Source organism: Herbiconiux sp., from assembly GCF_004297105.1.
Lineage (GTDB): Bacteria > Actinomycetota > Actinomycetes > Actinomycetales > Microbacteriaceae > Herbiconiux.
Genome location: NZ_SCVE01000012.1, coordinates 813137 through 839443, shown reverse-complemented (window position 1 = coordinate 839443; position 26307 = coordinate 813137). Strand labels below are relative to the sequence as shown.

The following is a 26307-nucleotide window of genomic DNA, read 5'->3' as shown; positions in this document are numbered from 1 at the left end:
CGACTGTGCAGATTGCACGAATTGACGGGAATCGGTGGCAGAGTGATCAGCATGAGTCTCCTCGACCAGCTGGATGCCCGCATCCTCCTCGCCCTCGACGCCGACCCGGATGCCACGGTGCTCGCCCTCGCCCACTCGCTCGGCATCTCCCGCAACACGGTGCACGCCCGACTGCGGCGGATGACCGAGAACGGCGCCCTCGGCTCGTTCAGCAAGCGAGTCGCCCCCTCGGCTCTCGGCTATCCGCTCGTGGCGTTCGTGTGGATCGCGATCAGCCAGACGGAGAACGACCCGTCGGTGGAGAAGCTGGCCGAGATCCCGGAGATCGTGGAGATGCACGCCACCACCGGCGATGCCGATCTGCTCGTGAAGGTCGTCGCGCGCGACCCGCAGGACCTGCGCCGGCTCACCGGCCGCATGCTCGCGGTGGAGGGAGTGGTGCGCACGAACACGGCCCTGTCGCTCGTGGAGGCGATGCCGCACCGCGTGCGCAGCCTGCTGGAGGAGGCGGCGGGCTAGGCGCTCGCGCGGAACGCCGCCGAGCCCATCACCCTCGTCACGTCGATGGCGATCACCACGCGGAGCGGATTCGGCTGGGGCCGGCGGTAGCGGGCGGCGTAGCGCTCGACCGCATCCTGCACCGACTCCGGGTCGTCGAGGATGCGCGCCGCACCCTCGAGGGTCAGCCACGTCGGCCCTTCGAGCTGGCTCACGCTGGCCCGGCCGTCGCGCCGCACGTTCAGCACCTTCTGGCTCGGCCCGTTCGTGATGATGCGAACGGTGCCGCCGCCGGGCGTCGGCTCGAAGGTGAAGCCGACGGGCACGACATGCGGCGAGCCGTCCGCGCGGAGGGTCGACAGGGTCGCGAGATGGCGCTCGGTCACGAAGGCGAGGCCGGCGGGCGAGAGGAGGGATGAAGGGTCTGTCACGATCACCCACCGTACGGCGGAATTCCCGCCGGGTGGGAGACCCTCCGTCGAACGGGAAGGAATCGCTCGCGTCTCAGCGAGGGTAGGCGATCCGCCGGAGTGTGTCGGCGAGCAGCTCGCGCTCTTTCGCCGACAGTGCGGAGTGCACCTCGAGCTCGGCGCGCTGCGTGGCCCGTCGGGCCACGGCGAACAGCTCCCGCCCGGCGGTCGTGCCCACGATCACCTTCGCCCGGCGATCGCTCTCATCGGGCAGCCGGGTCGCGAGACCGCGACGCTCGAGATCGTCGACGAGCGCGACGACCTGGCTCGGGTCGAGGCGCAGGAACTCGGCCAGCTCCCGCTGCGACGGCCGTTCGTCGCCCACGACGAGCGCGAGCACGGAGTAGGACCGCACCTTGAGGTCGAAGGCGGCGAGCGCCGTGTTCGCCGCCGACACCGACAGCGCATTCGCGCGCGCGAGCAAGAAGCTCAGATCGTCACCGAGATCGCCGTGGCGCAGCCGCTCGACCGGAACCGTCTGCTTCGGAGTCTCCGTCATGCCCCCATCGTAACGATTTCGATGCTCGGTTTTAATTATTGATTTCCACAATTATTTATGTTGTCATGAGTATGCGTCCACGACGGACGCCCGATCTGAGGAGCACGCGGATGCCACTGCACGGCAAAGTCGCCATCGTCACGGGTTCGGGCCGGGGGCTCGGCCTCGCCTACGCCCAGGAGCTCGCCCGGCAGGGAGCCGCTGTCGTGATCAACGACGTCGACACCGAGACCGCGGCCGAGGCGGTCGCGTCGATCGAAGCCAGCGGGGGACGGGCGGTCGCAGTGGTCGCCGCTGTCGGCCCCACCGCCACGGCCCAGGAGCTCGTGCGGGCCGCGGTCGAATCGTTCGGCCGCGTCGACATCCTCGTCACGAACGGCGGCGTCTTGCGCGACACCGTGCTCTGGAAGATGAGCGACGACGATTTCGACACGGTGATCGGCGTGCACCTGCGCGGCACCTTCACCTGCGTGCGCGAGGCGGTGATCCGCATGCGGGAGCAGGGCGAGGGCGGCCGCATCATCTGCATCGGCTCCCCCACCGGGCAGCGCGGCACCTTCGGTCAGACCAACTACGCGGCGGCGAAGGCGGGCATCGCCGGGATGGTGCGCACCTGGGCGATCGAGCTCGGCCGCTCGAACATCACGGCCAACCTCGTGATCCCGGTGGCCGCCACCGCGATGACCGCGACCGTGCCGTACTTCGCCGCGGCGGTGGAGGCGGATGCGGCCGGCGAGCCGATGCCGGCCTTCTTCCGCCACGACCTCGGTTTCGGCACGGCCGGCGATGTCGCGGGCACCATCGCCTACCTCGCCTCGGACGAGGCCGCCGGCGTCACGGGCCAGGCCATCGGGGTCGGCGGTGACCGCCTGCAGGTGTGGTCGCATCCGGAACCCGTGCTCAGCGCCTACCACGCCGGGGGCTGGACGGTCGAGGCGCTCGACGAGCAGTTCGCCGAGGTCGCCGGAGGTTCGCTGCAGTCGGTCGGTGAGTCGTTCCCTCCGCTGCCCGACGACCTGCGACGGTGACGGTCGCTCGATGAGCCGCTACGAATCCCGCATCGACGTCGCGGCCCTCACCGCGATCGATGTGCACGTGCACATCGAGACCGATGGCCACGGCCACGGCTCGCTGCCCGACGACCTGGCCGCGGGCGCCGCCGCCTACTTCAGCACGACCGGCCCGAACCCCGACCTCGACTCGATCGCGGAGCACTACCGCGAACGCTCCATGGCGGCCGTGGTCTTCAGCGTGGATGCCGAGACCGCACTCGGGCACCCTGCCCTCTCGAGCGCCGAGATCGCCGAGGGCGCTGCGCGTCACGCCGACGTGCTCATCCCGTTCGGCTCGGTCGACCCGCATCGGGCCGACGCGATCGACCGGGTGCGACGGCTCGTCGAGGAATCGGGTGTGCGCGGCTTCAAGTTCCATCCGACCCTGCAGAGCTTCGATCCGGGCGAGCAGCGCTGGTACCCCCTGTACGCGGCCATCGCGGATGCGGGGGTGCCCGCCTTGTTCCACACCGGGCAGACCGGCATCGGCGCCGGTCTCCCCGGCGGCCGGGGTCTCAAGCTGGGGCTGTCGAACCCGATGCTCCTCGACCCCGTGGCCGCCGACTTCCCCGAGCTGCAGATCGTGATGGCGCATCCGTCGGTGCCCTGGCAGGACGAGGCGCTGTCGGTGGCGACGCACAAGCCGAACACCTGGATCGATCTCTCCGGATGGAGCCCGAAGTACTTCCCGGAATCGCTCGTGCGCGCCGCGAACTCGTACCTGAAGACGCGGGTGCTGTTCGGTACCGACTTCCCCCTGCTCACTCCCGAGCGCTGGCTGCGCGACGCGGAGACCACGACGCTGAAGCCCGAGGTGATGCCCGGCATCCTGCGAGGAAACGCCGCCCGGCTGCTCGGACTCGTCTCCTGACGGCCATCCGCACCCTCGATCCACCCACGAAAGGACCCCACCCATGACCACCATCGTCGACTACGCCGATGCCGCCGGACTCGCCGGCACCGACCTCGGCTGGACCGAGTGGCTCGAGGTCACGCAGAACCGCGTGAACCTCTTCGCCGACGCCACCGACGACCACCAGTGGATCCACGTCGATCCCGAGCGCGCCGCGAGCGGCCCGTTCGGCGGGGCAATCGCCCACGGCTTCCTGTCGTTGTCGCTCACCGTCACCTTCTGGTCGGAGCTGTTCGATGTCACCGGCGTGGGCACGAAGGTCAACTACGGCCTCGACAAGGTGCGCTTCGTCTCACCGGTGAAGGTCGGTGCCCGCGTGCGGATGAACGCCGTGATCGCCGAGGTCGCCGAGGTGCCGGGGGGCTACCAGTTCACGGTCGACCAGGTGATCGAGGTCGAGGGCGGCTCGAAGCCCGCCGTGGTCGCGCGGGGGCTCTACCGCTTCTACGCCTGAGGCCGGGGCGGTGACGACGATGCACGACGGACTCGGCTCCTGGCTGCAGAGCCGACGCGTCACGTCTCCCGAGAAGACGGCTCTCATCGTCGACGACGGCCGTCGGGTGAGCTACCGGGAACTCGCCGACGACGGCGACCGGCTCACGACGCTGCTGGAGGAAGGCGGCATCCGCCCGGGTGATCGGGTCGCCTATCTGGGCGAGAACAGCCCCGAGTTCCTCGTGAGCCTGTTCGCCTGCGCGCGGCTCGGCGCGGTGTTCGTGCCGGTCAACACCCGGCTGGCACCGCCCGAGATGCTGCACGTGCTCGGCGACTCCCGCGCCCGCGCCCTCATCCACGATCCGGAGTTCGCCGAGCGGCTCGCACCCCTGGTGTCGGCCCTCGGCATCCCCCTCGTCGTCGAGACCGGCGCGGGAGCGACCGGTGGATCTCCGGTGCCGAGCGGCGCGATCGCCGGCACCGGCCTCGACGACCCCGTGGCGATCGTCTACACCTCGGGAACCACCGGCCGGGCGAAGGGAGCCGTGCTCACCCACGGCAACCTCACCTGGGCGTCGATCAACAGCATCGTCGACTACGACCTCGTGTCGACGGATGTCGCGCTGATGATCTCACCGCTGTTCCATGTCGCGGCGCTGGGGATGGGCGCGCTGCCGATTCTCCTCAAGGGCGGAACGCTGGTGCTCGAGAAGCGGTTCGACGCCGCGCGGGCGCTCCAGCTGATCGAGCGGCACGGTGTGACCATGCTCAGCGGTGTGCCCACCACCTTCCAGCTGATGGCCGATGACCCGGCATGGGCGGCCACCGACCTCTCCAGCCTCACGAAACTGACCTGCGGCGGCTCGGCGGTTCCGACGCGCATCCTCAGGGCCTTCGAGAACCGTGGCCTGTCGTTCTCACAGGGGTACGGCATGACCGAGGCGGCGCCCGGCGTCACCGCGCTCCCGGCCGGTCGCACGCTCGACAAGCAGGGCAGTGTGGGCGTGCCGCACTTCTTCACCCGGGTGCGGATCACCGACGGCGGAGGCACCGCCGCGACCCCCGGGGCAGTGGGTGAGATCGAGATCGCGGGGCCCAACGTGTTCCCCGGTTACCTCGGCCTGCCCGATTCCTCCAGGGCGGCGTTCACCGATGACGGATGGTTCCGCACCGGTGATCTGGGCCACCTCGACGCCGACGGCTTCCTCTTCCTCTCCGGCCGGCTCAAGGACCTGATCATCTCCGGCGGCGAGAACATCTACCCCGCCGAGATCGAGAACGCCCTGAGCGGGATCCCCGGCATCACGGCCGCCGCGGTGATCGGCGTGCCGGACGACCGCTGGGGCGAAGTGCCGCTGGCTGTGGTGACGGTCGCCGACGACGCCGATGTCGACACCGAGGTCGTGCGGGCCCATCTCGACGGCCGGGTCGCCCGCTACAAGATCCCGAAGCGGGTGGTGGTGGTCGACGAACTGCCGCGCACGGCCTCGGGGAAGGTGCGCACGGCGGAGCTGCGCATCCGCTACGGCGCGCCGGCCTCGCCGCTCAGCTGAGCCGCTCGATGACGATGGCCATGCCCTGGCCCCCTCCCACGCAGAGGGTGGCCATTCCGAGCGTCTTGTCGTCGGTGGCCAAGCCGTTGACCAGAGTGCCGATGAGCCGGGTTCCGGTGGCCCCGAACGGGTGCCCCAGGGCGATCGCGCCGCCGTGGGTGTTGAGCTGACGGTCGATGTCGATGTCGAGCGCGCGGGCCGAGGCGACGACCTGAACGGCGAAGGCCTCGTTGATCTCGATCAGGTCGAGGTCGGCGACGCCGAGTCCCGCCCGCGCCAGAGCCCGCCGCGACGACTCGACCGGCCCGAGTCCCATGATCTCGGGAGAGATGCCCGACACCGCCGTGGAGACGATCCGGGCGAGCGGACGCAGCCCGTGCGCCCTCGCATACCGGCCGGAGACCACGAGGGCCCCGGATGCGCCGTCGTTGAGCGGGCAGGCGTTCCCCGCGGTGACGCTCCCGGCGGGAGAGAACACCGGCTGCAGCTCGGCCAGGCCCGTGACGGTGGTTCCCGGTCGCAGGGAGTCGTCCGCGTCGAAGATGCTGCCATCGGGCCGGGTCACCGGCACGATCTCGCGAGCGAGGTAGCCGCTCGTCTGCGCCTCGGCCGCGAGCCTCTGCGAGCGCGCCGCGAACTCGTCCTGCTCCGCGCGGGTCACCCCCGAGAGACGGGCGACGTATTCGGCCGTGAAGCCCATCTGGATGTACGCGTCGGGCAGCTCGCCACCATCCCTCGGGTCGCTCCACGAGCCATCCGAGGCCATCGCCGTCTCCGTCCGCCGGGCCGCATCCGCGAAGGCGGGGTTGCCCGCGCCCACCGGAGGGGCCGCGTGCGACGTCGACTCGGTTCCGCCCACCAGGAAGGCATCTCCTTCGCCCGCCCTGATCGCGTGGAAGGCCATCCGGGTGGTCTGGATCGATGATGCGCAGAACCGGTTGACCGTGGTGCCCGGCAGGCTGTCGTAGCCGAGCAACGTGGAGACGACGCGGGCCATGTTGAACCCCTGCTCGCCCTCAGGTGCCGCGGTACCCAGCATCAGGTCGTCGACGTCGCCGACATCGAGGCCGGGCACACGGTCGATGACCGCCGCGAACACCTGTCGTGCGAGCTCGTCGCCGCGCACCTCGACGAGTCCGCCCTTGCGGGCGCGGGCGATCGGCGTTCTGGCGATCGAGACGATGACGGCATCGTCGTCTCTCAGCGATGGGGTCATGTCAGCTCCAGAAGGGTGGCGGGGTCGAGGGAGGCGAGGAGGGTGACGGCGTCGTCGACGGTCGAGGCCGATCCGAAGCCGTGGAGGTCGGGGCGATACACGAGGGCGATGGCCCCGGTGACATCGAAGACCCCGAGGTACCGGCCGTCGAGGTCGGCGCCACTGTGTCGATTGCGGGGCGGCTCGTCGACCGGCAGCACCTCGATCACGGGGCAGTCGATCGTGGCGGGCTTGGCGGCCCGGATGCGCTGCGCCTCATCCGCAGATACCCGCCGGCCGTCGAGGAAGGCGATGAAGCCGCCCCAGCTGAGCCGGTCGGCCGAGGTCTCTGCGCCGTCGAACCCGCGCAGCCGTCCCTGCACGCCGATCCGCCCGGCCACGGGGTCGACACCGGGGACTCCGCGGAAGAATCCCGGGCCGAGGAGTTCCGGCGGCATCGGAGGCATCGCATCCTGCGGATACGGCCCCACGGTGAGGAAGTGGGAATCCCGGGCCGCCACCTTCACCGGATCGGTCTCGCAGATCATCCGGCCCAGTTCGACGGACATGCCGATGGCGTGCTGCACGTGCCCGATCCGCTCGCTGCCGTAGGTGTCGAGCAATGCGAGCGGGGCGACTCCACGGAGCACGTGGTCGAGCTTCCAGGAGAGGTTCATCGCGTCGCGCACGCCCGACACCATGCCCCGTCCGAAGAACGGGGGCATCTGGTGCGCGGCGTCACCGGCGATGCTCACTCTCCCCTCGGTCCAGCGTGTCGCCCAGCGTGCGCGGAAGGTGTACACCGCGAGCCGCTCGAGCTCCGCCTCGTTCTGAGACACCCCCCAGGGCTCCACCAGCCGCCAGGCGTTCTCGGGCGTGGCCATGGTGGACGCATCTTCGCCCGGCATGATCATGAACTCGAAGCGACGACGCCCCGGGCCACCCGAGACCACCGAGGTCGGTCGGGCCGGATCGCAGATCTGGCCGTTCTCCGGAATCCACTCCCGCGGCGGCATCGTGAGGTCGAACACGAGCCAGTCGGAGCTGAAGCCGAGATCGGTGACCTCGAATCCGGCGAGGCCGGCGACATCCGAGTTCGCGCCGTCGCAGCCCACCAGGAAGCCCGCACGCACGGTCGAGCGCTCGCCGCCCGGGCCGGCGATCTCGGCGGTCACACCATCCGGATCCTGCGCGAACCCGATCAGCTCACTGCCCCACCGCACCTCGAGCCCCGGCACGCGCTCCTGCTCGATGCGCAGCGCGGCCTCGAGCTCGGGCTGGCTGAACATCGTGGAGTCGGGCCAGCCCTGGTCACCGTCGAGGGGCGCGGGAAACGTCAGCAGCAGCTCGCGGCCGGCCGAGAGCCAGTCGTAGCTCGTCGCCGGCTGGCTGAACTCGCTCTGCCGGGCGGCGTCGAGGCCGAGACCCGCCAGGATGCGGTTCACGTCGGGGTCGTAGTGCACGGCGCGGGGCAGCGAGTACGGTGCGGCGTGACGCTCGACGGCGAGCACCCGGTGTCCGCGCTGGGCCAGGTAGAGCGACACGATCTGCCCGACCGGCCCCTGACCCACCACGAGCACGTCGGTCTGGAGGTCGGTCATTTCTCGCCCAGCCCCTCTGCGCGTCGGAACGCGCGAGCGCGATCGGCGAACCAGGTCACCGAGTCCGGATTCTGCAGGGATCCCGTGTTCACCGCTGCGCCGAGCTCGTGTCCGAGGAACAGCTTCTTCAAGGGCACCTCGATCCGCTTGCCCGCGTGGGTGACGGGCACCGCAGGAACCACCTCGATCGCGTCGGGCACGTGCCGCGCCGTCGCCCGCGAACGGATGGTCGACCGGATCCGCTGGGCGAGCTCATCGTCGAGTACCGCGTCGTCGACGAGTTCGATGAACAGCGGCATCCAGTACCGCCCGCCCGGGAGTTCGAGGCCGAGAACGACTCCGTTGCGCACCTCCGGCACGAGGAGCAGGGCGGCGTAGATCTCGGCGCTGCCGAGCCGCACGCCGTCGCGGTTGAGGGTGGCGTCCGAGCGCCCGTGCACGACGAGCCCTCCCCGCGGTGTGCGGCTGATCCAGTCGCCATGGGTCCACACCGACGGGTCGGCACCGAAATAGGCCGATCGGTACTTCTCGCCGCCGGGATCGTTCCAGAACATCACGGGCATCGACGGCATCGGACCCGTGAGCACCAGCTCGCCCACCTCGTCGTCGGCGGCTTCCGCCCCGTCGTCCGTGCGCACCTGCAGCGGTGTTCCGAGCGTCGGGCCCTGCAACTCGCCGAGATGCACGGGCTGCCAGGGGTTGCCGCCCATGAAGCCGCCGCAGATGTCCGTACCACCGGAGTCGCTCGTCAGATGCACGTCGGGCTTGACCGCATCGTGCACCCACGACCAGGTCGACGGAGACAGCACCGAACCCGTGGACATGATGGTGTGCAGGGCCGACAGATCGAAGCGGTCGCGCGGCCGCAACCCCGACCGTTCGACGAGAGCGAGGTAGGCGGCTCCCGTGGCCAGCATGGTCGTGCCCGTCGCCGCCACCAGCTCGAACTGCCGGTCGGCCTCCGGCCACATGGATGCGCCCGGGAACGTCACGACGGATGCCCCGACGCTGAGCGTGTTCGGCAGCGTGTTCCACACCATCCAGGAGGTGTTCGCCGCTGTGAAATAGCGGTCGCCGGCCCCGAGGTCGAACTGCAGGCCGATGCCCTTCGCGGCCTCGAGCAGGATTCCGCCGTGCCCGTGCACGATGCCTTTGGGCGCGCCGGTGGTTCCCGAGGAGAACAGCACCCACAGGGGGTGATCGAACGGCACACGGCGATAGACGGGCGCCGCCGGCGGGAGTGCATCGAGGTCGTCGACGTACTCCACCGCGTGCACCGACGGCAACGCTGCGGCGACCGCCTCGACGAGCGGACGCGAGTCGACCGGCCGGGTCTTGAAGGTGTAACCCGGGTACCCGAGCAGCACCGCGGGCTCGAGCGGGCGGAGGCGGTCGACGATCGCGGTTTCGGCGAAGTCGGGCGAGCACACCGACCAGATGGCACCGATCGATGCCGTAGCGAGCATGGCCGCGATGGTCTCCGGCACGTTCGGGAGCACCGCGCCGACCACGTCGCCCTCCCCGATCCCCCGGGCCGTGAGGCGTGCGGCGAGGCGGGCGACCCGATCGCGCAGATCCGCCCAGGTCCATTCGACCCTCCCATCGGCCTCGTCGAGACCGACGATGGCCACCTCGCCGGGCCGGGCATCCGCGTGCCGGAGCACGTTCTCGGTGTAGTTGAGTCGCGCACGCGGGTACCAGACCGCTCCCGGGAGGCGCGTCTCGGTGAGTGCCGGCCCCACCAGGCCGTCGCCCACGATGCCGGCGTGCTCTCTGACGACGTCCCAGAAGTCGCCCGGCTCATCGACCGACCAACGCCAGAACTCGGCATAGTCGCGCGGGTACACACCGAAGCGCTCCCGAGCGAGTTCGCGGAGCGACCAGAGGGCGGTCGCTCGGATGCCGGCCTCGGTCGGGGCCCAGGTGACCGCCGGCGCCTCGGCCGTGCGGATCATGACGCGGCGACGAACTCGTTCGTGAACGAGCCGAATCCGTCGAGGGTGCTGGTGAGTCGGTAACCCGGGCGCATCAGGATGCCGCGCGACAGCCCCACACCCGCCGGCGTGCCGGTGAACACGATGTCTCCGGGCAGCAGGGTGACGATCTGCGAGAGCCGGTGTATCGCTTCGTCGATGGGGAAGAAGAACTGCGCCGTGTCGCCGGTCTGGAGCGTCAGGAGGGGCTCGCCCGGCCGCTCCAGCACCGCTCCGAAGCGGATCGAGTCGCGGTCGGGCAGCTCATCGGGGGTCACCACGAAGGGGCCGAAGGGGCCGAAGTTCGGAAAGGACTTGCCCAGCGAGAACTGGGGCACGGGCGGTCGGCGCTGCACGGTGCGCTCGGAGTAGTCCTGTCCCACGGCGATGCCGGCGACGTGCGACCAGGCATCCTCGCGCGAGATCCGATGGCCGCCCGCACCGATCACGACCACGATCTCGGTCTCGTAGTCGACGTCGTCGCTCGGCAGTTCGACCGTCGCGTTCGGGGCACCCAGACTCGACACGAACTTCGTGAACACGATCAACTCGTCAGGGTCGGGGATGCCGGCCTCGGCGGCGTGGTCTTTGTAGTTGACACCGATCGCGAGCACCTGCGGGGGCCGGGGCACCGGCACCCCGAGGTCGGACGGCTCGTACGGCAGGGCGTCCGGAAGCACCGCCGCCTCGGCCCAGGCCAGGAACTCGGCCCAGCGCTCGTAGACGTCCATGGGATCGGGGCCGAAGGCCCCCGCGGACGCGGATTCGATGTCGATCGCGCCGGACTCGACGACGAGGGCGGCGCGCCCCCGCAGGTTGGCGATGCGCATGGCTCAGGCCTCCGGAGCGGTGGGGAGGGGCACGCCCTTGAGCAGCTCCGGGTCGGCGGCGATCTTCTCGGCCCATCGGTCGGGGAAGGCCGGGTTGGCGGCCTCCACCTCCGGGCGGTACTCGCCGGCGTAGGCGCGCCGGTGGATCTCGTCGTGGTCGAGTCCCTCCTCCCGCGCGACCACGAGCTTGTCGGGGTCGAACTGCGGTCCGAGCTGATCGTCGGCGAACTCGCGGGATGCCCACATCCACTCGGTCGACTTGCCCCAGTCGTGGAAGTTGTCCACCTGGATCTCGATGCCGTTGCCGTCGGGGTCGGCGTAGTAGATCGACATCGTCATGCCGTGATCCATGCAGAAGGCGGGGAGGATGCCCTGGTCGCGCAGTCGCACGTAGTTGTCGAGCCAGGAGTCGAAGTCGCCGTACTCGAAGGCGGTGTGATGGATGCCCGCCGAGTGCGGCTTGTCCACCGGCGGGACCGTGCCCGGCAGCCGAAGGAGCGCGATGCGGTGGTTCGCCTCGTCATTCACCAGCCAGGCCGCGTGCTCGGAGTAGAACACCGGCTGGAGACCGCACACCGCTTCGTAGAACTTCACCATCGGATCGATCTCCATGGTCATGAAGGTCGCGTGGTGGAGTCTCGGAACCCGGATGGGACGCGGCTTCGGCGTGGTGGCATAGTTCGACAGGTCGTGGGACATCATTGTTCCTTCGTTGATCGACGCGTCTCGCCCGGAGCGAGATATGTACTGTACGGTTCAGTATACATTGCACAGGGCGCGCCGCCAGATCAATTTCCGGAGAAGCGGGCTCAGCGCTCGAAGGCCGGGCTCCAGGGATAGGCGTCGTAGCCGACCGGCAGTTCGGCCCGCCCGCCCGGAACGAGCGCCCCCTGCACGACCAGGTCGACCACGAGGCGCACGTGCAGGCCCACGATCTCGTCGCTCGGCTCGAAGTCCGACGTCAGCATGTCCAGCTGGAAGGTGGGACCGGCGAGGCGGAGCAACAGCACGACCCAGTGATGAGCCGCCACCAGCTCGACCCCTCGCTCGTCGGCGACCGCTTGGAGGAACGGCTCGAGAACGGAGATGACGTCGGGCAGCCCGGTCTCGGTGCGCGCTTCCTCGAGCGCGCCGGCGAGCTGGCCGCGCCGCTCGTGTTCGGCGATCAGCACCCGGAAGAACGCGATCAGCTCGGGGGCGATCGCCGACTCCACCACCGCGGTGAGGGCGCGCACGAGTCGCTCCACCGGATCGCTGACCTCGCCCGAGATCGCCTCGGACACGTTCGGCACCAGCATCGACGACGCGTGCGCCATGACCGCCCGGAACAGCTTGTCCTTGTCGGCGAAGTGCGCGTAGACCGTCGTCTTCGACACCCCGGCCTTCGCCGCGACCGCGTCCATCGAGGTTCCGCCGAAGCCCTTGGCGAGCAGCAGTTCCACCGCCGCCTCGAGGATCGCGTCGCGCTTGGTGCCGGTACCGTGGGTTCGCGGTCGCCGCATGTGTGTCTCCATCATCTCGAGCTCGTACTGTCCGGTTCAGTACATCATTGCGCGGAGGCGCTTGCTCAGAACCACGTCAGCGCGCCGCATCCAACTGCACGCTCGCACCGGTGATCCAGCTCACCACCGAGTCCCCGTCGCAGTCCGCGGTCAGGGCATCGGCGACCTTGCGGCCGCGGTTCAGCACCACCGTGCGATGGGAGACCGAGAAGGCGAGGGGCAGGTTGTGCGTCACGATCACGATCGACGTCCCCTGCGCAGCGAGCGTGCGGATGAGGTCCTCCACGAGTTCGGTCTGCTCGTGCCCGAGAGCCGCCGTGGGCTCATCCATCAGCAGCACCCCCCGCTCGGGAAGCCGCGCGGCCGACCGGGCGATCGCCACGACCTGACGCTGGCCACCGGAGAGCATCTCCACCGAGCGGTTCACCGGCGCCGTGCGCACCCCGAGCGCATCGAGCTCGGCCTGGGACTGATCGCGCATCGCCCGCCTGTTGATGAACCCCAGCCAGCCGAGGGGCCCCCGCAGAAGGGGCTCGCGACCGAGCGACAGGTTCGCGGCGATGTCCATCGCGTCGACCAGCGCGAGATCCTGATAGACCATCTCGATGCCCGCCGTGGCGGCATCGCGCGGCGAGCGGAACTCCACGGGCTGCCCGCGCACCAGCATCCGCCCGGTCGTCGGGCGATGCGCGCCGGACATCACCTTCAGCAGAGTTGACTTGCCGGCGCCGTTGTCACCGAGAAGGGCGACCACCTCTCCGGGCCCCACCCGCAGCGAGACTCCTTCGAGCGCGCGGGCGTAGCCGTAGTGCACGGAGATGTCATCCAGTTCGAAGACCGCGTCGCTCATGATGCCCGTCCGATCGCCGCAGCCGTTCTGCCACCGGAGAGCAGCAGCTTGGAGGTGGTCTTCGTGGTCCACATGTTCAGCCCGAGACCTCCCACCAGCAGCGCACCGGTGACGATCGACGACCAGTCGGTCGGCACCTTGGCGAGCAGCAGTCCGGCCGAGATCGTCGAGACCACCACCGCGCCGAGGGCGACCCGGGGAAGGCTCCCCCGGCCGCCGACGAAGGGAACGCCCGCGAGGGCGACGGCGGTCATCGCGCTGAAGACGATCCCCACGCTCGCGCTCGGCACCGCCGTGGTGATGTACGCGGTCGTGACGATCCCGCCGAGCGCCGCGCAGAATCCGGAGATCATGAAGCCCAGCACCCGATAGCGGTTCACCTCGATGCCGACCCGGCGGGCGGCTTCACGGCCGCCACCCACGGCCAGCAGCCGCATCCCCGTGCGGGTGTACCGCAGGAAGACGGTCAGCGCCGCGAACACCAGAACGGCGATGTAGACCGGGGCCGGGATGCCGAGGTAGGTCTGCGTGCCCATGAACTGCAACTGGGTGAGCCCCGAGATGTTGTAGTCGTTGGCGAGTAGCAGCGAGAGGCCGCCGAGTGCGCTGAGCATGGCGATCGTCACGATCAGCGGATCGAATCCCCGGATCGCGATGAGGCCGTTGACGAGACCGACCACGCACCCGATCGCCAACCCGGCGAGCAGCGCGAGCGGCACCGGGGCGCCGCCCTGGAGGAGCAGCCCCGTGACCACCCCCGCGAGCGCGGCCGTGCCGGGGACCGAGAGGTCGAGCACTCCCGTCATGACCCCCACGGTGACGCCGGCGGCGTAGATCCCGGCGATCGCCGCGGAGTTCAGCACCGAGATGCCGGTGGCCAGGGTGAAGAAGTGAGGTGCGCCCCAGAAGGCGAACACGATCACCAGCACGATGAAGAGGGCGAGCAGCCCCTGGTCGCGAACGAGGATGAGTCCTCGAACGCGACCCGGGAGCTTCTCCCCGCGGGCGATCTGATGCACCGATGCGATGGTGGCCACGGTCACGGCGCTACTTGATGACCGAGATGGCCGTCGGGTTGATCGTGCCCTCCGCGGTGGGATCGCCGATCAGCGTGATGAGGCTGTCTCCGGAGGCCTTGGCCGACGCGGCGTAGTCCCAGGCGACGACCTCGGTGATGTCGCCCGCCTTCTGCGCGGCGAGCACGTCCTGCCCGCCTCCGCCGACCACGACGCAGGCCGGAGTGCGACCGGCGGCCTTGAAGGCTCCGACCGCTCCGACCGCGGTCTCGTCCGTGGCCGCGATCACGACGTCGGCATCCGGATGCGCGATCAGAAGCTGCGTGACCGCCGACTGGGCGCTCGCCGGGTCGCCCGCTTGGGCCGTATCGACGATGGGTGCCGACGGGGCAGCCTCACCGTAGACCTTCTGAACGGTGTCGGGGATGACGGTCGAGCCGCCGCTCGACCCGGGAGCAGAGAGGAACAGTGCCTCCGTCCCTCCGTTCGACGTGGCGCAGTCGGCCGCATCCGTGGCGATGGTCGTGGCGTACTGCACGTAGTCGGACGCATCGAAGACCACGCCCGGCTGAGCGCCGTCGAAACCGAAGTCGCTCGGCTGCGCTTCGAGAACCACCGGCACCTGCTTCGACTGCAGGAGCTGGACGCTCTGGGTGAGCGCTTCGGGTGCGACGGGGAAGATCCAGGCTCCGACGATCGAGCCCGTGCTCACGGCCTGCTCGATCTGCTGGGCCTGCTTCGCGGGATCGAACTGCGCGTCTTTCACGACGACGGTGTAGCCCCTGCCCTCGAGGTAGCTGGTGACCTGGTCGGCGAGGGTGTTGATGAGGGGGATCTGCCCCGAGACGGTGAAGAAGTCGATCTCCCCCGCGGCCGCGGTCGATCCATCGGCTGCGGCGCCGGTCGATTCGGGGGAGGCACTCGAGCAGCCGGCGAGAGCCAGTAGCACGACGGCGGCCGCGGAGAATGTGGTGATCAGGCGTTGTTTCGTCATTGAAACTCCTTGCTGGGTGTTCATGGTGGGAGGTGGTGCTGGTGTGCAGGTGCTCCTGCTGCGCTGCCGCCCCGGCGGGGCTTCAGTGCACGGGCCGGTTGTCGGCGTCGATGCCGCTCCAATGCTCGGCGAGGCGCCCATCGGTCACCCGATAGGCGTCGAAGAGGTAGCGGATGAACGTGCCACCCGATCCGTCGGGCTGCGGGATCCCGGCGGCGATCACGACGCGGTCGCCCTCGCCCATCAGGATGACGGGCTCGGTGTCCGGCGACTCCGGCGCCGGAATGGGACCGTCGGGGAACAGCTCCCGCACGAACCGTTCCAGCCCGGCGCGCCCCGGAGGCACATGCTTCGCGTGCTGCACGTAGTCCTCGGCCACCAGGTCCGCGACGGCTCCGGCATCGTGGGCGTCGAAGACGCGACGGTAGAACTCCGTCACCGTGACCGTGGTGCGGCTCACGTCGCCGTCGCCGATCGGCACCGGCACATGATCGGGATCCGGGCGGCCCGAGCCGATCGGCGCCGAGCCGGGAGCGGAGTTCGACCACTCCTCGACCACCCGGCCGTCGCGCACCCGCACGGTGTGGAAGACGTAGAACTCGTCATCCGCCGCTCCCCGCAGCTCCCGGGTCACGACGGTCACGAGCTCGCCGTCGGCGATCACGAACTCCGGCGGGAACGCCTCGGCGTACTCGCCGAGATGCTGCAGTGCGACCGCCTTCACCGCAGCCGTCACGGCGTGGCCGACTTGTTCTGCAGGCCGGCGGCGAACATGTCGAAGGCCTGCTGACCGAGCAGCCGGCGGCCGGTGATCTCCGCGAGCGACTCCATCCGCAGTGCGCCGTGGGAGAGGATCACCTGGGCATCGCGCGAATACCGCTGGAGCGGGTTCGACAGCGTCATCACCGACGAACCGAGGATGCGCACCAGCAGGTTGATCGCATCCTGGCAGAGGTGCCCGGCGTAGGCGAGATCCATCGAACGCTGCGCCTCTTCGTCGGCCGTGAAGTCCTCCCCGATCGTGGCGAGGTGATCGATCTCGTCGGCGTACAGGAGCAGGGTGGATCGCGCGAGGGCGATCATCGCCTTCGCCTTGCCGGCGGCCACCTGAGCCGAGGCCATCTCCGCCACCGAGGGGTAGGGCGGGCTGAACGGCTTGCGCTTCTGGGCGATGTCGGCGAAGACCTCGAATGCGCCTTCGGCCATGCCGACGAGCACGCCGATGTTCAGCACCATCACCGACATCATCGAGGCGCGCGTGCGGGCCTGGTAGGCGAGGCCATCGAACCGGAAGGATGCCGTGTCCATGTGGATCGGCAGTTCGGCCATGTCCACGAAGTGGTGGTCCGGCACGAACATCGGCGCCGTCGTGACCACGGAGTTGGAGTCGGAGGCCGACATGCCCGAGGTGTGCCAGTCATCCAGCCGCTCGATGTCGGCCGGGTCGAACATGATGAGACCGTGGCCGCGCCGCTCGCCGTCGGCCCACGCGACGCCGCCGAACAGCCAGGCCGCGTCCCGGTTGCCGGAGACGTAGGTCCACTTGCCCTCGACCAACCATCCCGCCTCGGTGCGCACGGCCGTGCCGGTGATGGCGGCGAACGTCGATCCGCCGGCGGCCAGGGGTCCGTCGTGACCGTCGAGCCGCGAGTACAGGTCGTCGACGAGCTCTTTCGGGAAGGTGCTGACCATCCGCAGGCTGCAGGCCACGAGGAACGTCCATCCGGCTGCGGCGTCACCCCGGCCCAGCTCGGTGGCGATCTCCGCGATGTCCCGGGCCCCGATGGCGTAGCCGCCGTACTCGAGGGGAGCCGCCGAGCGGTAGAGACCCAGTTCGGTCAGCTCGTGGATGATCTCCGGCGAGAGCCGCCCGTCACGCTCCGCCTGGGCACCCCGTTCGCGGATACGCGGGGTCAGTTCGCGAACACCGGCGGCGATGCGCATCCCGGTCTCGGAGAGGTAGCGCGATGCAGACGGGTCCAGAGGCGTCGTGCGCTCGGGCGGCGGTGCGAGGGATAGCAGATCGTTCATGTCAATGACTCCTTCGGCAGTGATCGCGATCAGTGTACTGCACCGATCAGTACAGTCAACCCTAGCCCTAAACTGCACTGGCTGGTACAGTACAGTTCATTCATCGTCGAAGGAGACAAGCATGAGCATCACGTCGGACGACACCGTCTCACGCGATCTGGTCGACCAGATCGCGTTCCGCAATGCGATGGGAGCCGTGGCCACCCCCGTCTCCGTCGTCACCACCCATCTCGACGGCCCTCACGGCACCACCGTGAGCGCGTTCATGTCGCTGTCGCTCGAACCGCCGATGGTGCTCGTGTCGCTGCAGGAGTCGAGCAACCTCCTCCCGCCCCTGCGCGCGACCGGCCGCTTCGGCCTCAATGTGCTCGCCCACGACCAGTCGCCGATCGGCGCCGGCTTCGCCAAGCGCGAGGGCGACCGTTTCGCGGGTGTGGCCTGGAGCGACTTCGACGGCGTGCCCCGCATCCACGGCGCCGCCGCCTTCACGGTCTGCACCGTGGGCGAGATGATCGTGGCGGGCGATCACATCATCGTCACCGGGCTCGTCACCCACGCCGAGAACCACCATGAGCCCGGCCTGGTGTACCAGCACCGGGCATTCGGCACATTCGCCCCGCACTGAGGCGGAATCACTGAGGCGGAATCACTGAGCCGGCAGCGGCATCCGCGAGCAAGAGGAGGGGGTGACCACGGTCACCCCCTCCTCTCGTTGCTGCGCCGACTCGGCGATGCCGTCACATCGGCGGCATCCCCGGCGGCAGCTTGCGGAAGGTCGTCCAGTGCTCGACGAGCTTGAGGTTGCGCACCCGGAAGGTGGTGAGCATGTACCAGTCGTAGAACGAGCCGGGGGCGGCAGGATCAGGCAACGGCATCATCATCATGATCGTGGCGAGCTCTCCGTCGACCATGACCGATACGACGGGCGGCGGCACCATCCCGTCTCCCGTCGGCACGTTCCTGAAGTACTCGATCAGGTTGTCCCGTCCGTCACCGGGGGCATTGGGGTCGTGCTGCACGTACTCATCGGCCGAGACGTACCGGTCCATCACCGCCACCACGTCGTCCTGCACGGTGTCGTTGCACACCATCCTGGCGAGGTCGGCTTCGAAGTCGACGCAGAGCCTCTTCACCGCCGCGATCTCGGGCGACGGATGGGCCGCCACGGCCGCCTTGAAGTCCTCCCGGTCGATCCAGGTGCGGAAGATCTCCGGATCGTCGATCCGGGCGACGCCGCCGATCATCTCGAAGCCGGTCACGAGGCCGCCTTCGCCTCGGGGGCGATGGCCTGACCGTCGAACTCCCGCGGATGCATCGGCCAGGGGGCAGGATACTTCGGCAGGAGCACCGCCAGCACGACCGCCACGATGGTGAGACCCGTCACCACGACCAGCGGCACGGTGTAGCTGCCCGAGCTCGCCTGGATGGCACTGACGAGATAAGGCGAGAGCGCGAGGGCCGGCCCGGTGATCGCGAGCGTGAGGCCCTGCAGGGCCGCGAACGACTTCAGCCCGAAGTACCGCGCAATCAGTGCCGGGCCGAGCGCGGACTCCGCTCCGGTCGCGAACCCGAGAAGGGCCATCGACACGAACAGCAGAGCGGTGGATCCGGTGTTGAGGATCGCGAGCGCCATGCCCACGGGCACCGTGGCGATGAGGATAGCAACCACCCACGGGTGCCGGGCCCGGTCGAGGATCGTTCCACCGAGGAGCAGGCCGACGACCGAAGTCGTGAACAGCACCGAGAGGCCGAGCGACACGGTGGCGGAGTCGATCCCCACGCCGCCGAACAGGTCGACGGCATTCTGGCGGATGGCGATCGGCCCCGTGGCGGCGAGCGTGAGCAGCAGCGCGATGAAGATCCAGGCCCGGGTGGAGACCGCCCGCTTGAAGGGCACACCCGGCAGCGCGGCTTCGACGCTCTTGGGCAGGGTGGGGGCGGGCGCGATCTTGGGCTCCGAGATGAGCCAGATGACGGTGGGGATCCCGATCACGGCGATCGCGATCGCGAGCACGTAGTAGACGCCGTCCCACCCGAGACCCAGGAACACGCCCGGGTCGGCTGCCGGCGGTGCCACCGCTCCCGCGGGTGGGGCCGCGCCGGCCGGAGCGCCCCCGGCAGGTGCTGCAGGGGCGTTGCCGTTCACCAGCCATTGGAAGAGTGGCGAGAACACCGCGCTGGCAAGGCTCGACACCACACCGATGAGGCCGAAGCCGATTCCCCGGTGCTTCGGGAACCATCCCGAGATCACCTTGAACACGATGCCCAGGCTGGCGGCGAATCCGAAGATCGACGACAGCACGAGCATCAGCCCCACCAGCCAGCCCGTGCCGGCCACCAGTGGGATGCCCAGGGTGGCGAGGGCGTAGAGGATCACCGCGGGCAGGGCGATGCGCTGCGCCCCATAGCGATCGACCCAGCGGCCGGCGAACGGCAGCACGAGCGGGCCGAGAATGAGCGGCAGGGTCACGAAGAGCAGGATCGCGTCCTGCGGGGGCGTGCCCGTGGCCATCGCGTAGGCCGGAGCCGCGAAGGGGGTGAGGGCGGCGAAGCCCGACGGGCTGATCGCCACCATCAACAGGCTGCCGACCAGGGCCACCTTGGCACGCGCGGGGGCTTTGACGAAGTCGGCCGCATACTGACGCCAACTGGAGGCGGGCGGATCGGTCGTGGCCATCGAGATCGGGCCGGAAGGGTGGGGCGGGAGGGACGATTCCGTCGATGACGACGGATTGCTTTGTGACATCAGAACTCCTTGCGCTCGAAAGACACGAGCGTCACCTTCGGCGCCCGTGATCTTCTGTTGTGAGAGTGCGGCATCACCATCGATGCACACAGGGCGACGCAGACCGTGGAGTACGGAGAGCGACTCAGGGGCGGGGCGGTCCTCCGGGGAACGGAGTGGATGCCGCGGGAGGAGCTCCCGCGGGTGGAGCGCCGGCGGGCGGTGGGCCCTCCGGTGGAGCACCCGCGGGCTTGGCGCCGGCGGGGGGCGAACTGAGAGCCACCATCATGGGGAAGGGCTCGAGCCCGAACAGGGCCCGCCCGTTGATCTCGGCCATCGGATCGATGCGGAACGCACCGTGCGTCGCCACGACATGGATGTCGCGCAGCGCCCGCTGGATCGGGTTCGACAGCGCGATCGCCGACGAGCCGAGCGCGAGCATCATCCCGTCGACGCTCCGCAGGCACTCGTGGATCTGGTGCACCAGATCCATCGTGATCTCGGGTTCCTCCCAGGGCGCGAAGTCCTCGCCCGCGATCGCCCGGCGGTCGATCTCGTCGGCATGCCGCCAGAGCACCGCATTGGCCGCGTTGATGACGGCGCGTGCCTTGCCGGCGACGACCTGGATCGAGGCCATCTCCGACATCGTCTTGTACGGGAGGTTGAACGGCGCACGCTTGGCCGCCTGTTCGAGGAAGGCGTTCAAGGCCCCTTCGGCGATACCGATCGCGAGCGAGGCGAAGGCACAGGTGGTGGCGACCATGCCGCCGATGGCGCTGTGCTGGAACGCGAGTCCCGAGTAGGTTCCACGGATCCGGTCGTTCCGCTGCGGGAGCTCGTTGGTGTGCACGACCCGGTAGTCGGGGATGAACACCTCCTCGTCGACCCGCACGCTGTTGGAGTTGGTCGCCTGCAGGCCCATGACGTGCCAGTCGTCGACGATGGAGTACTGATCATGGGAGAGGATCCCCATCGCCCGGCGGTGCTCGCCGGTCTCGGCGTCGTCGTACTCGAACCCGATGGTTCCCCACGCCGCGTGCTTGCTGCCGCTGCCGTACGACCACTTGCCCTTCACCAGGAAGCCACCGTCGACCCGCCGGCCGAAGCCGACCTTCGGTGCGAACACGGTCGCCCCGAACATGATCGGACCCACCCAGTCCTCGATGTCGGCGAACACCTCGTCGCGGGCCCGTTCGTCGAAGCCCAGCGCGTTCTTGGCCGCGCTCGACACGATCACGAGCCATCCGGCCGACGCGTCGCCCTGGCCGAGGGCCTTCACGACCTCCGCGGTGTCGCGGGCACCGAGAGCGAAACCGCCGAGCTCGGTGGGGATCGTGACCTTGAACGCCCCGACCCCGTGCACCGCCGCCAGCGTCTCCGGAGCCAGCTCACCGAGCGCTTCACCCTCGGCCGCGTGTTGCCGCAACAGGGGCAGCAGCTCGAGGATGTCGTCCCGCATCCGGCGCCCCGTCTCACTGAGGTAGGGGGACTCGGGGAACGCGGGTCCGGCGACGGGCGGCTGGCCGAACGGCGGCACCCCTGAAGGCAGTCCGCCCGGGGGCATTCCGCCGGGAGGCGGCGTGGTGGCGAGAGTCATCTTTACTCCACTTCGGTGTGGTCGTACTCAGGGGTGGGTGGCTTCAGCCCGCATTCACGGGCGGGGTCCGGGTGGGGGCCCCGGCGGCATCATGGGTGCCGGCGGCCCTTCGGCGCGCAGGGGTGCCAGAGCGGTCGTCCAGCGGAGCAATTCGGTGAGCATCGGGGCGAACGCCGCCTCCGCCGGAGCCGGCGGCACGAACTGCCCGCTCGCGAGATGCTGCATCACCAGAGGCAGCACCACACCATCGGGGATGGGCATCATCCGCACAGTCGTGACGATCTGCTTCATCACCTGAACCGACCGGAGCCCGCCGGCGATGCCGCCGTAGCTCACGAAGGCGACGGGCGCGTAGGTCCATTCGCGCGCGAGGTAGTCGAACGCGTTGAGCAGCGCCACCGGCGGCCCGTAGTTGTACTCCGGTGTCACGAACACGAACGCATCGGCTTCACGCACCTTCGCCGACCAGGCCTTGGTGTGGTCCTGCTCGTAGCGCCCGAGAACCGGGTGGTGGGGCTCATCGAGCACCGGGAGGGAGTAGTCGGCGATGTCGACGAGTTCCACGTCGAAACGACCGTCGGCGGTGCAGCGCTCGAACGCCCAGTCGGCGATGGGCTTGGCGATCCGGCCGGGCCGGGTGCTGCCGACGATGATCTGCAGTGTGGGCATGGTCAGTTCCCCATCGGATTCTGGCCGGGCGCGACCTTGCGGAACGTGCTCCAGTGCTCGGCGAGCAGGCCGTCGCGCAGCCGGAAGACGGTGAGGATGTTCCATTCGTACGTAGCCCCAGGGATCACCGGGTCGGGTGCCAGCTCGCGCATCATGAGACAGGCGACGTCGCCATCGAGGATGACGCTGACCACCGGTGGAGGGGTCGCCCCGATGATCGGTACCCGGCGGAAGTGCTCGATCAGGTGCTCACGACCGTCACCCGGGGTGTTGGGGTCGCGCTGGATGTAGTCCTCGACCACGTACCGGGTCATGACCTCCACGACGTCTTCCTGGACGCGATTGTCGCGCACCATCCGGGCCATGTCTGCTTCGAAATCGATGAGCACGCGCTTCTTGGCCGTGCGCTCGGGGGTGTCCGCCTGAGCGACCGCGGACTTGAACTCCTCGTTGTCGAGCCAGTTGGCGTAGATGGCCGGGTCGGTGATCTCCGCGACGCCGTTGACGATCGAGAACCCGCCGCTCACGGACGGAATCCTTCCGGCTTGGGCTCCGCGCGTCGTTCCGGCACCGCGCCTCCGAACATGGCGAACGGAGGCAGGCCGAGGAGACGGCGTCCGTTCAGCTCGGCCTGCGGGTCGAGCCGGATCGCTCCGTGTGAGGTCAGAACCCGGGCGTCCCGCGCGAATCGCTGAATCGGGTTGCTGAGCACCACGGTCGAGGAGCCGAGCGTCTTCTGGAGGATGATGATGGCATCCTCGCAGAGGTTCGCGGCGTAAGCCAGGGCGAGGCTGATCCGGCTCTCTTCCTCGAACGAGAAGTCGAGGCCGGCTGCGGTGCGCGCATCGACCTGGTCGGCGATGCCCTCCACCGTGGCCGCGGAGAGATCGATCATGGCGAGGGCCTTGCCCGCGGCGACCTGTGCGCTCGCCATGTCGGCGACCGTCGGGTAGGGGAGAGTGAAGGGCTTGCGCTTGCGAGCCTGCTCGGCGAAGCAGCCGAGGGCTCCTCGCGCCATTCCGATCGTGATGGCGACGTTGGCCACCGCCACCGAGATCAGGAGGGCCGTGCCGCCCTGCTGATAGGCGGGTCCGGTGTAGCGTTCGTGCAGCTGCTGGAAGCGCTGCGGGTACTCGGACAGGTCGAGGTAGCGGTGCTCGGCCACGAACACCTCCTCGGTCACCCGCACACTGTTGCTCGAGGTGCCGGACAGGCCCGAGACGTGCCAGTCGTCGACGATCTCGTACTGGTCGCGTTCGAGCAGAACGACCGCGCGGCCCGATCCGGGATGGGTCGCTGGATCGTACTCGATGCCCACGAGCGCCCAGCGGGCGTGCTTGCACCCGCTGCCGAACGCCCACCGGCCCTCGACCATCCAGCCGCCCTCGACGCGCCGGCCGCGGCCGACGTTCGTCGCGAACACGGAGGCTCCGACGATCGCGGGGCCCACCCAGCCCTCGGTGTTCTCCCGCACCTCGCTCACCACGTCGTCGTTCAGTGCCAGCAGGTTCTTGACACCGACGCCCACGAAGGCCGCCCACGCCGCCGAGCCGTCCGCCTCGCCGAGCGCGGCGATGACCTCCACCAGGTCACGGGTACCCAGCGCCGTACCGCCCCACTCGAACGGCATGCTCATCGAGTACACGCCGGCCTCGGTGAGGGCCGCGAGCACGCGCGGAGTGAGGGATCCGATCCGCTCACCCTCCTGCGCGTCCTCCCGGATCAGCGGGAGGAGCTCGCGCATCCGATCGCGGATCGCCTTGCCGGTCTCGGTCAGCCACGGAGATTCGATCGAGCCGACGGGCGAGTGCGGCGGTGCCGGGAAGGGGGGTGGGGGAAGAACGGCACCCGCGGGCTGATTCATCTGAACTCCTTGTCTGACGAGACGGCATCGTCTCGGGCCACGCATCGAAACGACTGTGTTTCGTTTCGATGATGACGCTAGCGCTCCCCGGCAGTGACCGCAAGCACTTTCCTGACGAAAGAGCCGATCGTCAGGTGCGGCGCGGACCTCGACCGCGCCGGTTCAGCCTGAAACGGGGAGCTTGACCCCGAGCACCGGCACCAGGATGGCGTCGACGAACCCCTCGAAGTACTCGCGATCAGGACGGGACGCCTCGACCAGATGGCGCGCGAGCGGGATGGAGATCATCACGTGGTGGGTGTATCGGCGCGTCTGAGGCGTGATGTCGATCTCACCCCGAGCGACGGCCCGGTCGAGCACGTGATCGAGATGCGAACCCGCGGGGCCGGCGAGCTCTTCGCGCATCGTGAGGGCGAGCTCGTCGTCGCGCAGCGAAGCATGCGCGAGGGCGGCGATCAGCGCCAACTCGGTCTCGGCCATGCCGGCCACCTGGTAGACCATGGCCAGCAGGTCACCGCGGAGAGTTCCGGTATCGGGCACGGGGAGCGGTTCGGGTCGGCGCTGGCGCAGCGCGGCCGTCACCAGCCCGGGTTTGCCGTCCCACTGCCGGTACAGCGTCGCGGTGCTGCACCGCGCGAGCGCCGCGACCGCGGGCATCGTCAGTCCCTGGTAGCCGACTTCGCCCAGGAGTGCGAGTGCCGCATCGAGGATCTCGGCTTCACGCGCTTCGGAGAGGCGGCTCCGTCTCTTGTCGGGGTTCACCGCACCAGTCCTCCTCGAGCCCACGAGCGGGGCTAAGTAGAAACTATTCCACCCCGCTGGAGTCTGCGACCAGGCCCAGTGCCTTCGGGCCACCGCGGGTGGATCGGCCGCACGGCATCGAAACGCGATTTTCGCGGAGCCGAAACACGGGCGTTACACGCCTGCCGTAGCGTCGGAGCCATGAGGATGTCGCACGAATCAGAGGGCTTCTGCCAATGGTTCTGCCTGCGCCGCCAGAGCGGTCATCACAACACCTCTGTCTTCTCGTTCAACTCCTGAGCGCTCCGCACCCGGGTAGAGGTCTGCCCGCCGCCCGACTGGACTGAGTTCCGGCCGAGGCCTTCTGTGCGCCTGCCGATCCATTCGGTGGCGTCCCGGATGAGCCGACCTCCCCTCGCAGCCGACAGCGACGGCAACTCACCGCCCGCTGCTCGCGCATCCCGCCGAGCGATCGCACAGAGCGACCGCCTCAGCCGCTTCGTCGCGCCCGAAAACCGTGAGGAGAGAACCAGTGAGACTCGACGACATCTGCATCGTCAACACCGACGTCACCGCCAGTGACGACTTCTACCGCGAGAGCCTCGGCCTCGAACGTCGCATGCGCAACGTGCGTTTCGCCGACTTCGTGTTCGCCGAGGGCCCGCGGCTCGCCATGTGGCAGCGGGCGAGCATCACCGAGACGGTGGGGGCTTCCTTCCCCACCGAACCGGGGCTGCCCTTCCGCGTCACACTCGAGCTCGCGGATGCGGCGTCCGTCGCGGCGGTGGCGTCACGAGTCGGCAACTCGGTGCGCCTCCCCGGCGCCACCCCGCGGTACGCGGTGACGGATCCCGATGGGTTCGTGACCGTGATCGCGGAGTCGGGCGCCCGGAGGCCGCGCATCGCCGAGATCGAGCTCACGGTGCGCGATCCGGCACAAACCTTCGACTTCCTCGAGCGGCTCGGCTTCGCGCCGGTCGAGGCAGCCGGACGTATGCGGTTCGACGGCGGCGGGGTGGCCATCACCGTCCTCGACGCCGCCGCAGTGCCTCGCGAGGGATCGGCGCAGAGCGACCTCGCCTCGTTCACCCGCAACGGCGCCCACCTCATGCTGGCGGTCGAACTCGACTCGGGCGAACGGGTCGACGAGGTCTACGCCGAACTGAAGGCCCGCGGGCTCGCCGACTCCGGGCCACCGGCCCTCTACGAGTGGGGCGCCCGGTCGGCCTACTTCGTCGATCCCGACGGCTACATCTGGGAGATCTACGCGTTCGTCGACGATCCCGACTGAGCCGCCCG

Annotated in this window: 27 protein-coding genes; 7 read left to right on the top strand and 20 right to left on the bottom strand. The window is 69.3% G+C overall.

Features of this window, described 5'->3' with window-relative positions:
* Positions 1 to 51: 51 nt before the first annotated feature.
* Positions 52 to 519, top strand: a complete 468-nt coding sequence (locus EPO52_RS10375; protein WP_290805695.1) for an Lrp/AsnC family transcriptional regulator — start codon at positions 52 to 54, stop codon at positions 517 to 519.
* On the opposite strand, the gene EPO52_RS10370 is transcribed toward EPO52_RS10375, so the two are convergent.
* Positions 516 to 929, bottom strand: a complete 414-nt coding sequence (locus tag EPO52_RS10370) for a PPOX class F420-dependent oxidoreductase (RefSeq protein ID WP_363339963.1) — start codon at positions 927 to 929, stop codon at positions 516 to 518. The genes EPO52_RS10375 and EPO52_RS10370 overlap by 4 nt on opposite strands.
* 73 nt (positions 930 to 1002) lie before the next feature.
* Positions 1003 to 1467 (bottom strand): MarR family transcriptional regulator, encoded by a 465-nt coding sequence (locus tag EPO52_RS10365; protein WP_290805693.1) that lies wholly within the window; start codon positions 1465 to 1467, stop codon positions 1003 to 1005.
* Positions 1468 to 1577: 110 nt separating this feature from the next.
* On the opposite strand from EPO52_RS10365, the gene EPO52_RS10360 reads away from it, so the two are divergent.
* From EPO52_RS10360 to EPO52_RS10345, 4 genes are read left to right on the top strand one after another with little or no spacing between them, the layout of a single operon-like run.
* Positions 1578 to 2495: an SDR family NAD(P)-dependent oxidoreductase gene (locus EPO52_RS10360; protein ID WP_290805691.1), complete on the top strand. Its 918-nt coding sequence runs from the start codon at positions 1578 to 1580 to the stop codon at positions 2493 to 2495.
* Between the two features lie 10 nt (positions 2496 to 2505).
* A complete protein-coding gene (locus EPO52_RS10355; RefSeq protein WP_290805687.1) occupies positions 2506 to 3390 on the top strand; it encodes an amidohydrolase family protein in 885 nt (294 codons plus the stop codon).
* A gap of 43 nt (positions 3391 to 3433) precedes the next feature.
* On the top strand, positions 3434 to 3886 hold the full coding sequence (locus EPO52_RS10350) for a MaoC family dehydratase (protein WP_290805685.1): 453 nt from the start codon (positions 3434 to 3436) through the stop codon (positions 3884 to 3886).
* A gap of 19 nt (positions 3887 to 3905) precedes the next feature.
* Positions 3906 to 5420 (top strand): long-chain fatty acid--CoA ligase, encoded by a 1515-nt coding sequence (locus EPO52_RS10345; RefSeq protein ID WP_290806188.1) that lies wholly within the window; start codon positions 3906 to 3908, stop codon positions 5418 to 5420.
* Here EPO52_RS10345 and EPO52_RS10340 read toward each other — a convergent pair.
* From EPO52_RS10340 to EPO52_RS10290, 11 genes are all read right to left on the bottom strand, one after another.
* Positions 5413 to 6636 carry an acetyl-CoA C-acetyltransferase gene (locus EPO52_RS10340; protein WP_290805683.1) on the bottom strand — a complete coding sequence of 408 codons (1224 nt, stop codon included), beginning with the start codon at positions 6634 to 6636 and terminating at the stop codon, positions 5413 to 5415. The genes EPO52_RS10345 and EPO52_RS10340 overlap by 8 nt on opposite strands.
* Positions 6633 to 8216, bottom strand: a complete 1584-nt coding sequence (locus EPO52_RS10335) for a bifunctional 3-(3-hydroxy-phenyl)propionate/3-hydroxycinnamic acid hydroxylase (protein ID WP_290805680.1) — start codon at positions 8214 to 8216, stop codon at positions 6633 to 6635. Before EPO52_RS10335 ends, EPO52_RS10340 begins: the two co-directional genes overlap by 4 nt.
* Positions 8213 to 10171 (bottom strand): acetoacetate--CoA ligase, encoded by a 1959-nt coding sequence (locus EPO52_RS10330; RefSeq protein ID WP_290805677.1) that lies wholly within the window; start codon positions 10169 to 10171, stop codon positions 8213 to 8215. Before EPO52_RS10330 ends, EPO52_RS10335 begins: the two co-directional genes overlap by 4 nt.
* A complete protein-coding gene (locus tag EPO52_RS10325; RefSeq protein ID WP_290805674.1) occupies positions 10168 to 11019 on the bottom strand; it encodes a fumarylacetoacetate hydrolase family protein in 852 nt (283 codons plus the stop codon). Before EPO52_RS10325 ends, EPO52_RS10330 begins: the two co-directional genes overlap by 4 nt.
* Before the next feature lie 3 nt (positions 11020 to 11022).
* Complete coding sequence (locus EPO52_RS10320) at positions 11023 to 11721, bottom strand: VOC family protein (RefSeq protein WP_290805671.1); 699 nt, start codon at positions 11719 to 11721, stop codon at positions 11023 to 11025.
* A 107-nt stretch (positions 11722 to 11828) separates the two neighbouring features.
* Complete coding sequence (locus EPO52_RS10315) at positions 11829 to 12521, bottom strand: TetR/AcrR family transcriptional regulator (RefSeq protein ID WP_290805668.1); 693 nt, start codon at positions 12519 to 12521, stop codon at positions 11829 to 11831.
* A gap of 76 nt (positions 12522 to 12597) precedes the next feature.
* Positions 12598 to 13371 carry an ATP-binding cassette domain-containing protein gene (locus tag EPO52_RS10310; RefSeq protein ID WP_290805665.1) on the bottom strand — a complete coding sequence of 258 codons (774 nt, stop codon included), beginning with the start codon at positions 13369 to 13371 and terminating at the stop codon, positions 12598 to 12600.
* Complete coding sequence (locus tag EPO52_RS10305; protein ID WP_290805662.1) at positions 13368 to 14414, bottom strand: ABC transporter permease; 1047 nt, start codon at positions 14412 to 14414, stop codon at positions 13368 to 13370. The genes EPO52_RS10310 and EPO52_RS10305 overlap by 4 nt, the downstream gene beginning before the upstream one ends.
* Positions 14415 to 14418: 4 nt before the next feature.
* Positions 14419 to 15381 (bottom strand): substrate-binding domain-containing protein, encoded by a 963-nt coding sequence (locus EPO52_RS10300; RefSeq protein ID WP_290805660.1) that lies wholly within the window; start codon positions 15379 to 15381, stop codon positions 14419 to 14421.
* 82 nt (positions 15382 to 15463) lie between these two features.
* Positions 15464 to 16117, bottom strand: coding sequence for a nuclear transport factor 2 family protein (locus EPO52_RS10295; RefSeq protein WP_290805657.1), 654 nt, complete (start codon positions 16115 to 16117; stop codon positions 15464 to 15466).
* Positions 16114 to 17412, bottom strand: coding sequence for an acyl-CoA dehydrogenase family protein (locus EPO52_RS10290; protein WP_290805654.1), 1299 nt, complete (start codon positions 17410 to 17412; stop codon positions 16114 to 16116). The genes EPO52_RS10295 and EPO52_RS10290 overlap by 4 nt, the downstream gene beginning before the upstream one ends.
* A 121-nt stretch (positions 17413 to 17533) precedes the next feature.
* Between EPO52_RS10290 and EPO52_RS10285 the strand changes: the two genes are divergently transcribed.
* Positions 17534 to 18037, top strand: coding sequence for a flavin reductase family protein (locus EPO52_RS10285; protein ID WP_290805651.1), 504 nt, complete (start codon positions 17534 to 17536; stop codon positions 18035 to 18037).
* A gap of 112 nt (positions 18038 to 18149) precedes the next feature.
* On the opposite strand, the gene EPO52_RS10280 is transcribed toward EPO52_RS10285, so the two are convergent.
* The 7 genes from EPO52_RS10280 to EPO52_RS10250 form a co-directional block, all read right to left on the bottom strand.
* Positions 18150 to 18671 (bottom strand): nuclear transport factor 2 family protein, encoded by a 522-nt coding sequence (locus EPO52_RS10280; protein WP_290805650.1) that lies wholly within the window; start codon positions 18669 to 18671, stop codon positions 18150 to 18152.
* Complete coding sequence (locus EPO52_RS10275; protein ID WP_290805647.1) at positions 18668 to 20158, bottom strand: MFS transporter; 1491 nt, start codon at positions 20156 to 20158, stop codon at positions 18668 to 18670. The genes EPO52_RS10280 and EPO52_RS10275 overlap by 4 nt, the downstream gene beginning before the upstream one ends.
* A gap of 124 nt (positions 20159 to 20282) precedes the next feature.
* The gene (locus tag EPO52_RS10270; protein WP_290805644.1) at positions 20283 to 21734 is read right to left on the bottom strand and encodes an acyl-CoA dehydrogenase family protein; all 1452 of its coding nucleotides are present in this window, start codon (positions 21732 to 21734) and stop codon (positions 20283 to 20285) included.
* A gap of 54 nt (positions 21735 to 21788) precedes the next feature.
* The gene (locus tag EPO52_RS10265) at positions 21789 to 22403 is read right to left on the bottom strand and encodes an NAD(P)H-dependent oxidoreductase (protein WP_290805641.1); all 615 of its coding nucleotides are present in this window, start codon (positions 22401 to 22403) and stop codon (positions 21789 to 21791) included.
* Positions 22404 to 22405: 2 nt separating this feature from the next.
* Positions 22406 to 22930 (bottom strand): nuclear transport factor 2 family protein, encoded by a 525-nt coding sequence (locus tag EPO52_RS10260; RefSeq protein WP_290805638.1) that lies wholly within the window; start codon positions 22928 to 22930, stop codon positions 22406 to 22408.
* The gene (locus EPO52_RS10255) at positions 22927 to 24267 is read right to left on the bottom strand and encodes an acyl-CoA dehydrogenase family protein (protein ID WP_290805634.1); all 1341 of its coding nucleotides are present in this window, start codon (positions 24265 to 24267) and stop codon (positions 22927 to 22929) included. The genes EPO52_RS10260 and EPO52_RS10255 overlap by 4 nt, the downstream gene beginning before the upstream one ends.
* 162 nt (positions 24268 to 24429) lie before the next feature.
* Entirely contained in the window at positions 24430 to 25029 is a 600-nt protein-coding gene (locus tag EPO52_RS10250) for a TetR/AcrR family transcriptional regulator (RefSeq protein WP_290805631.1), read from the bottom strand.
* Positions 25030 to 25540: 511 nt separating this feature from the next.
* Between EPO52_RS10250 and EPO52_RS10245 the strand changes: the two genes are divergently transcribed.
* Positions 25541 to 26299, top strand: a complete 759-nt coding sequence (locus tag EPO52_RS10245) for a VOC family protein (RefSeq protein WP_290805628.1) — start codon at positions 25541 to 25543, stop codon at positions 26297 to 26299.
* Positions 26300 to 26307: the final 8 nt, after the last annotated feature.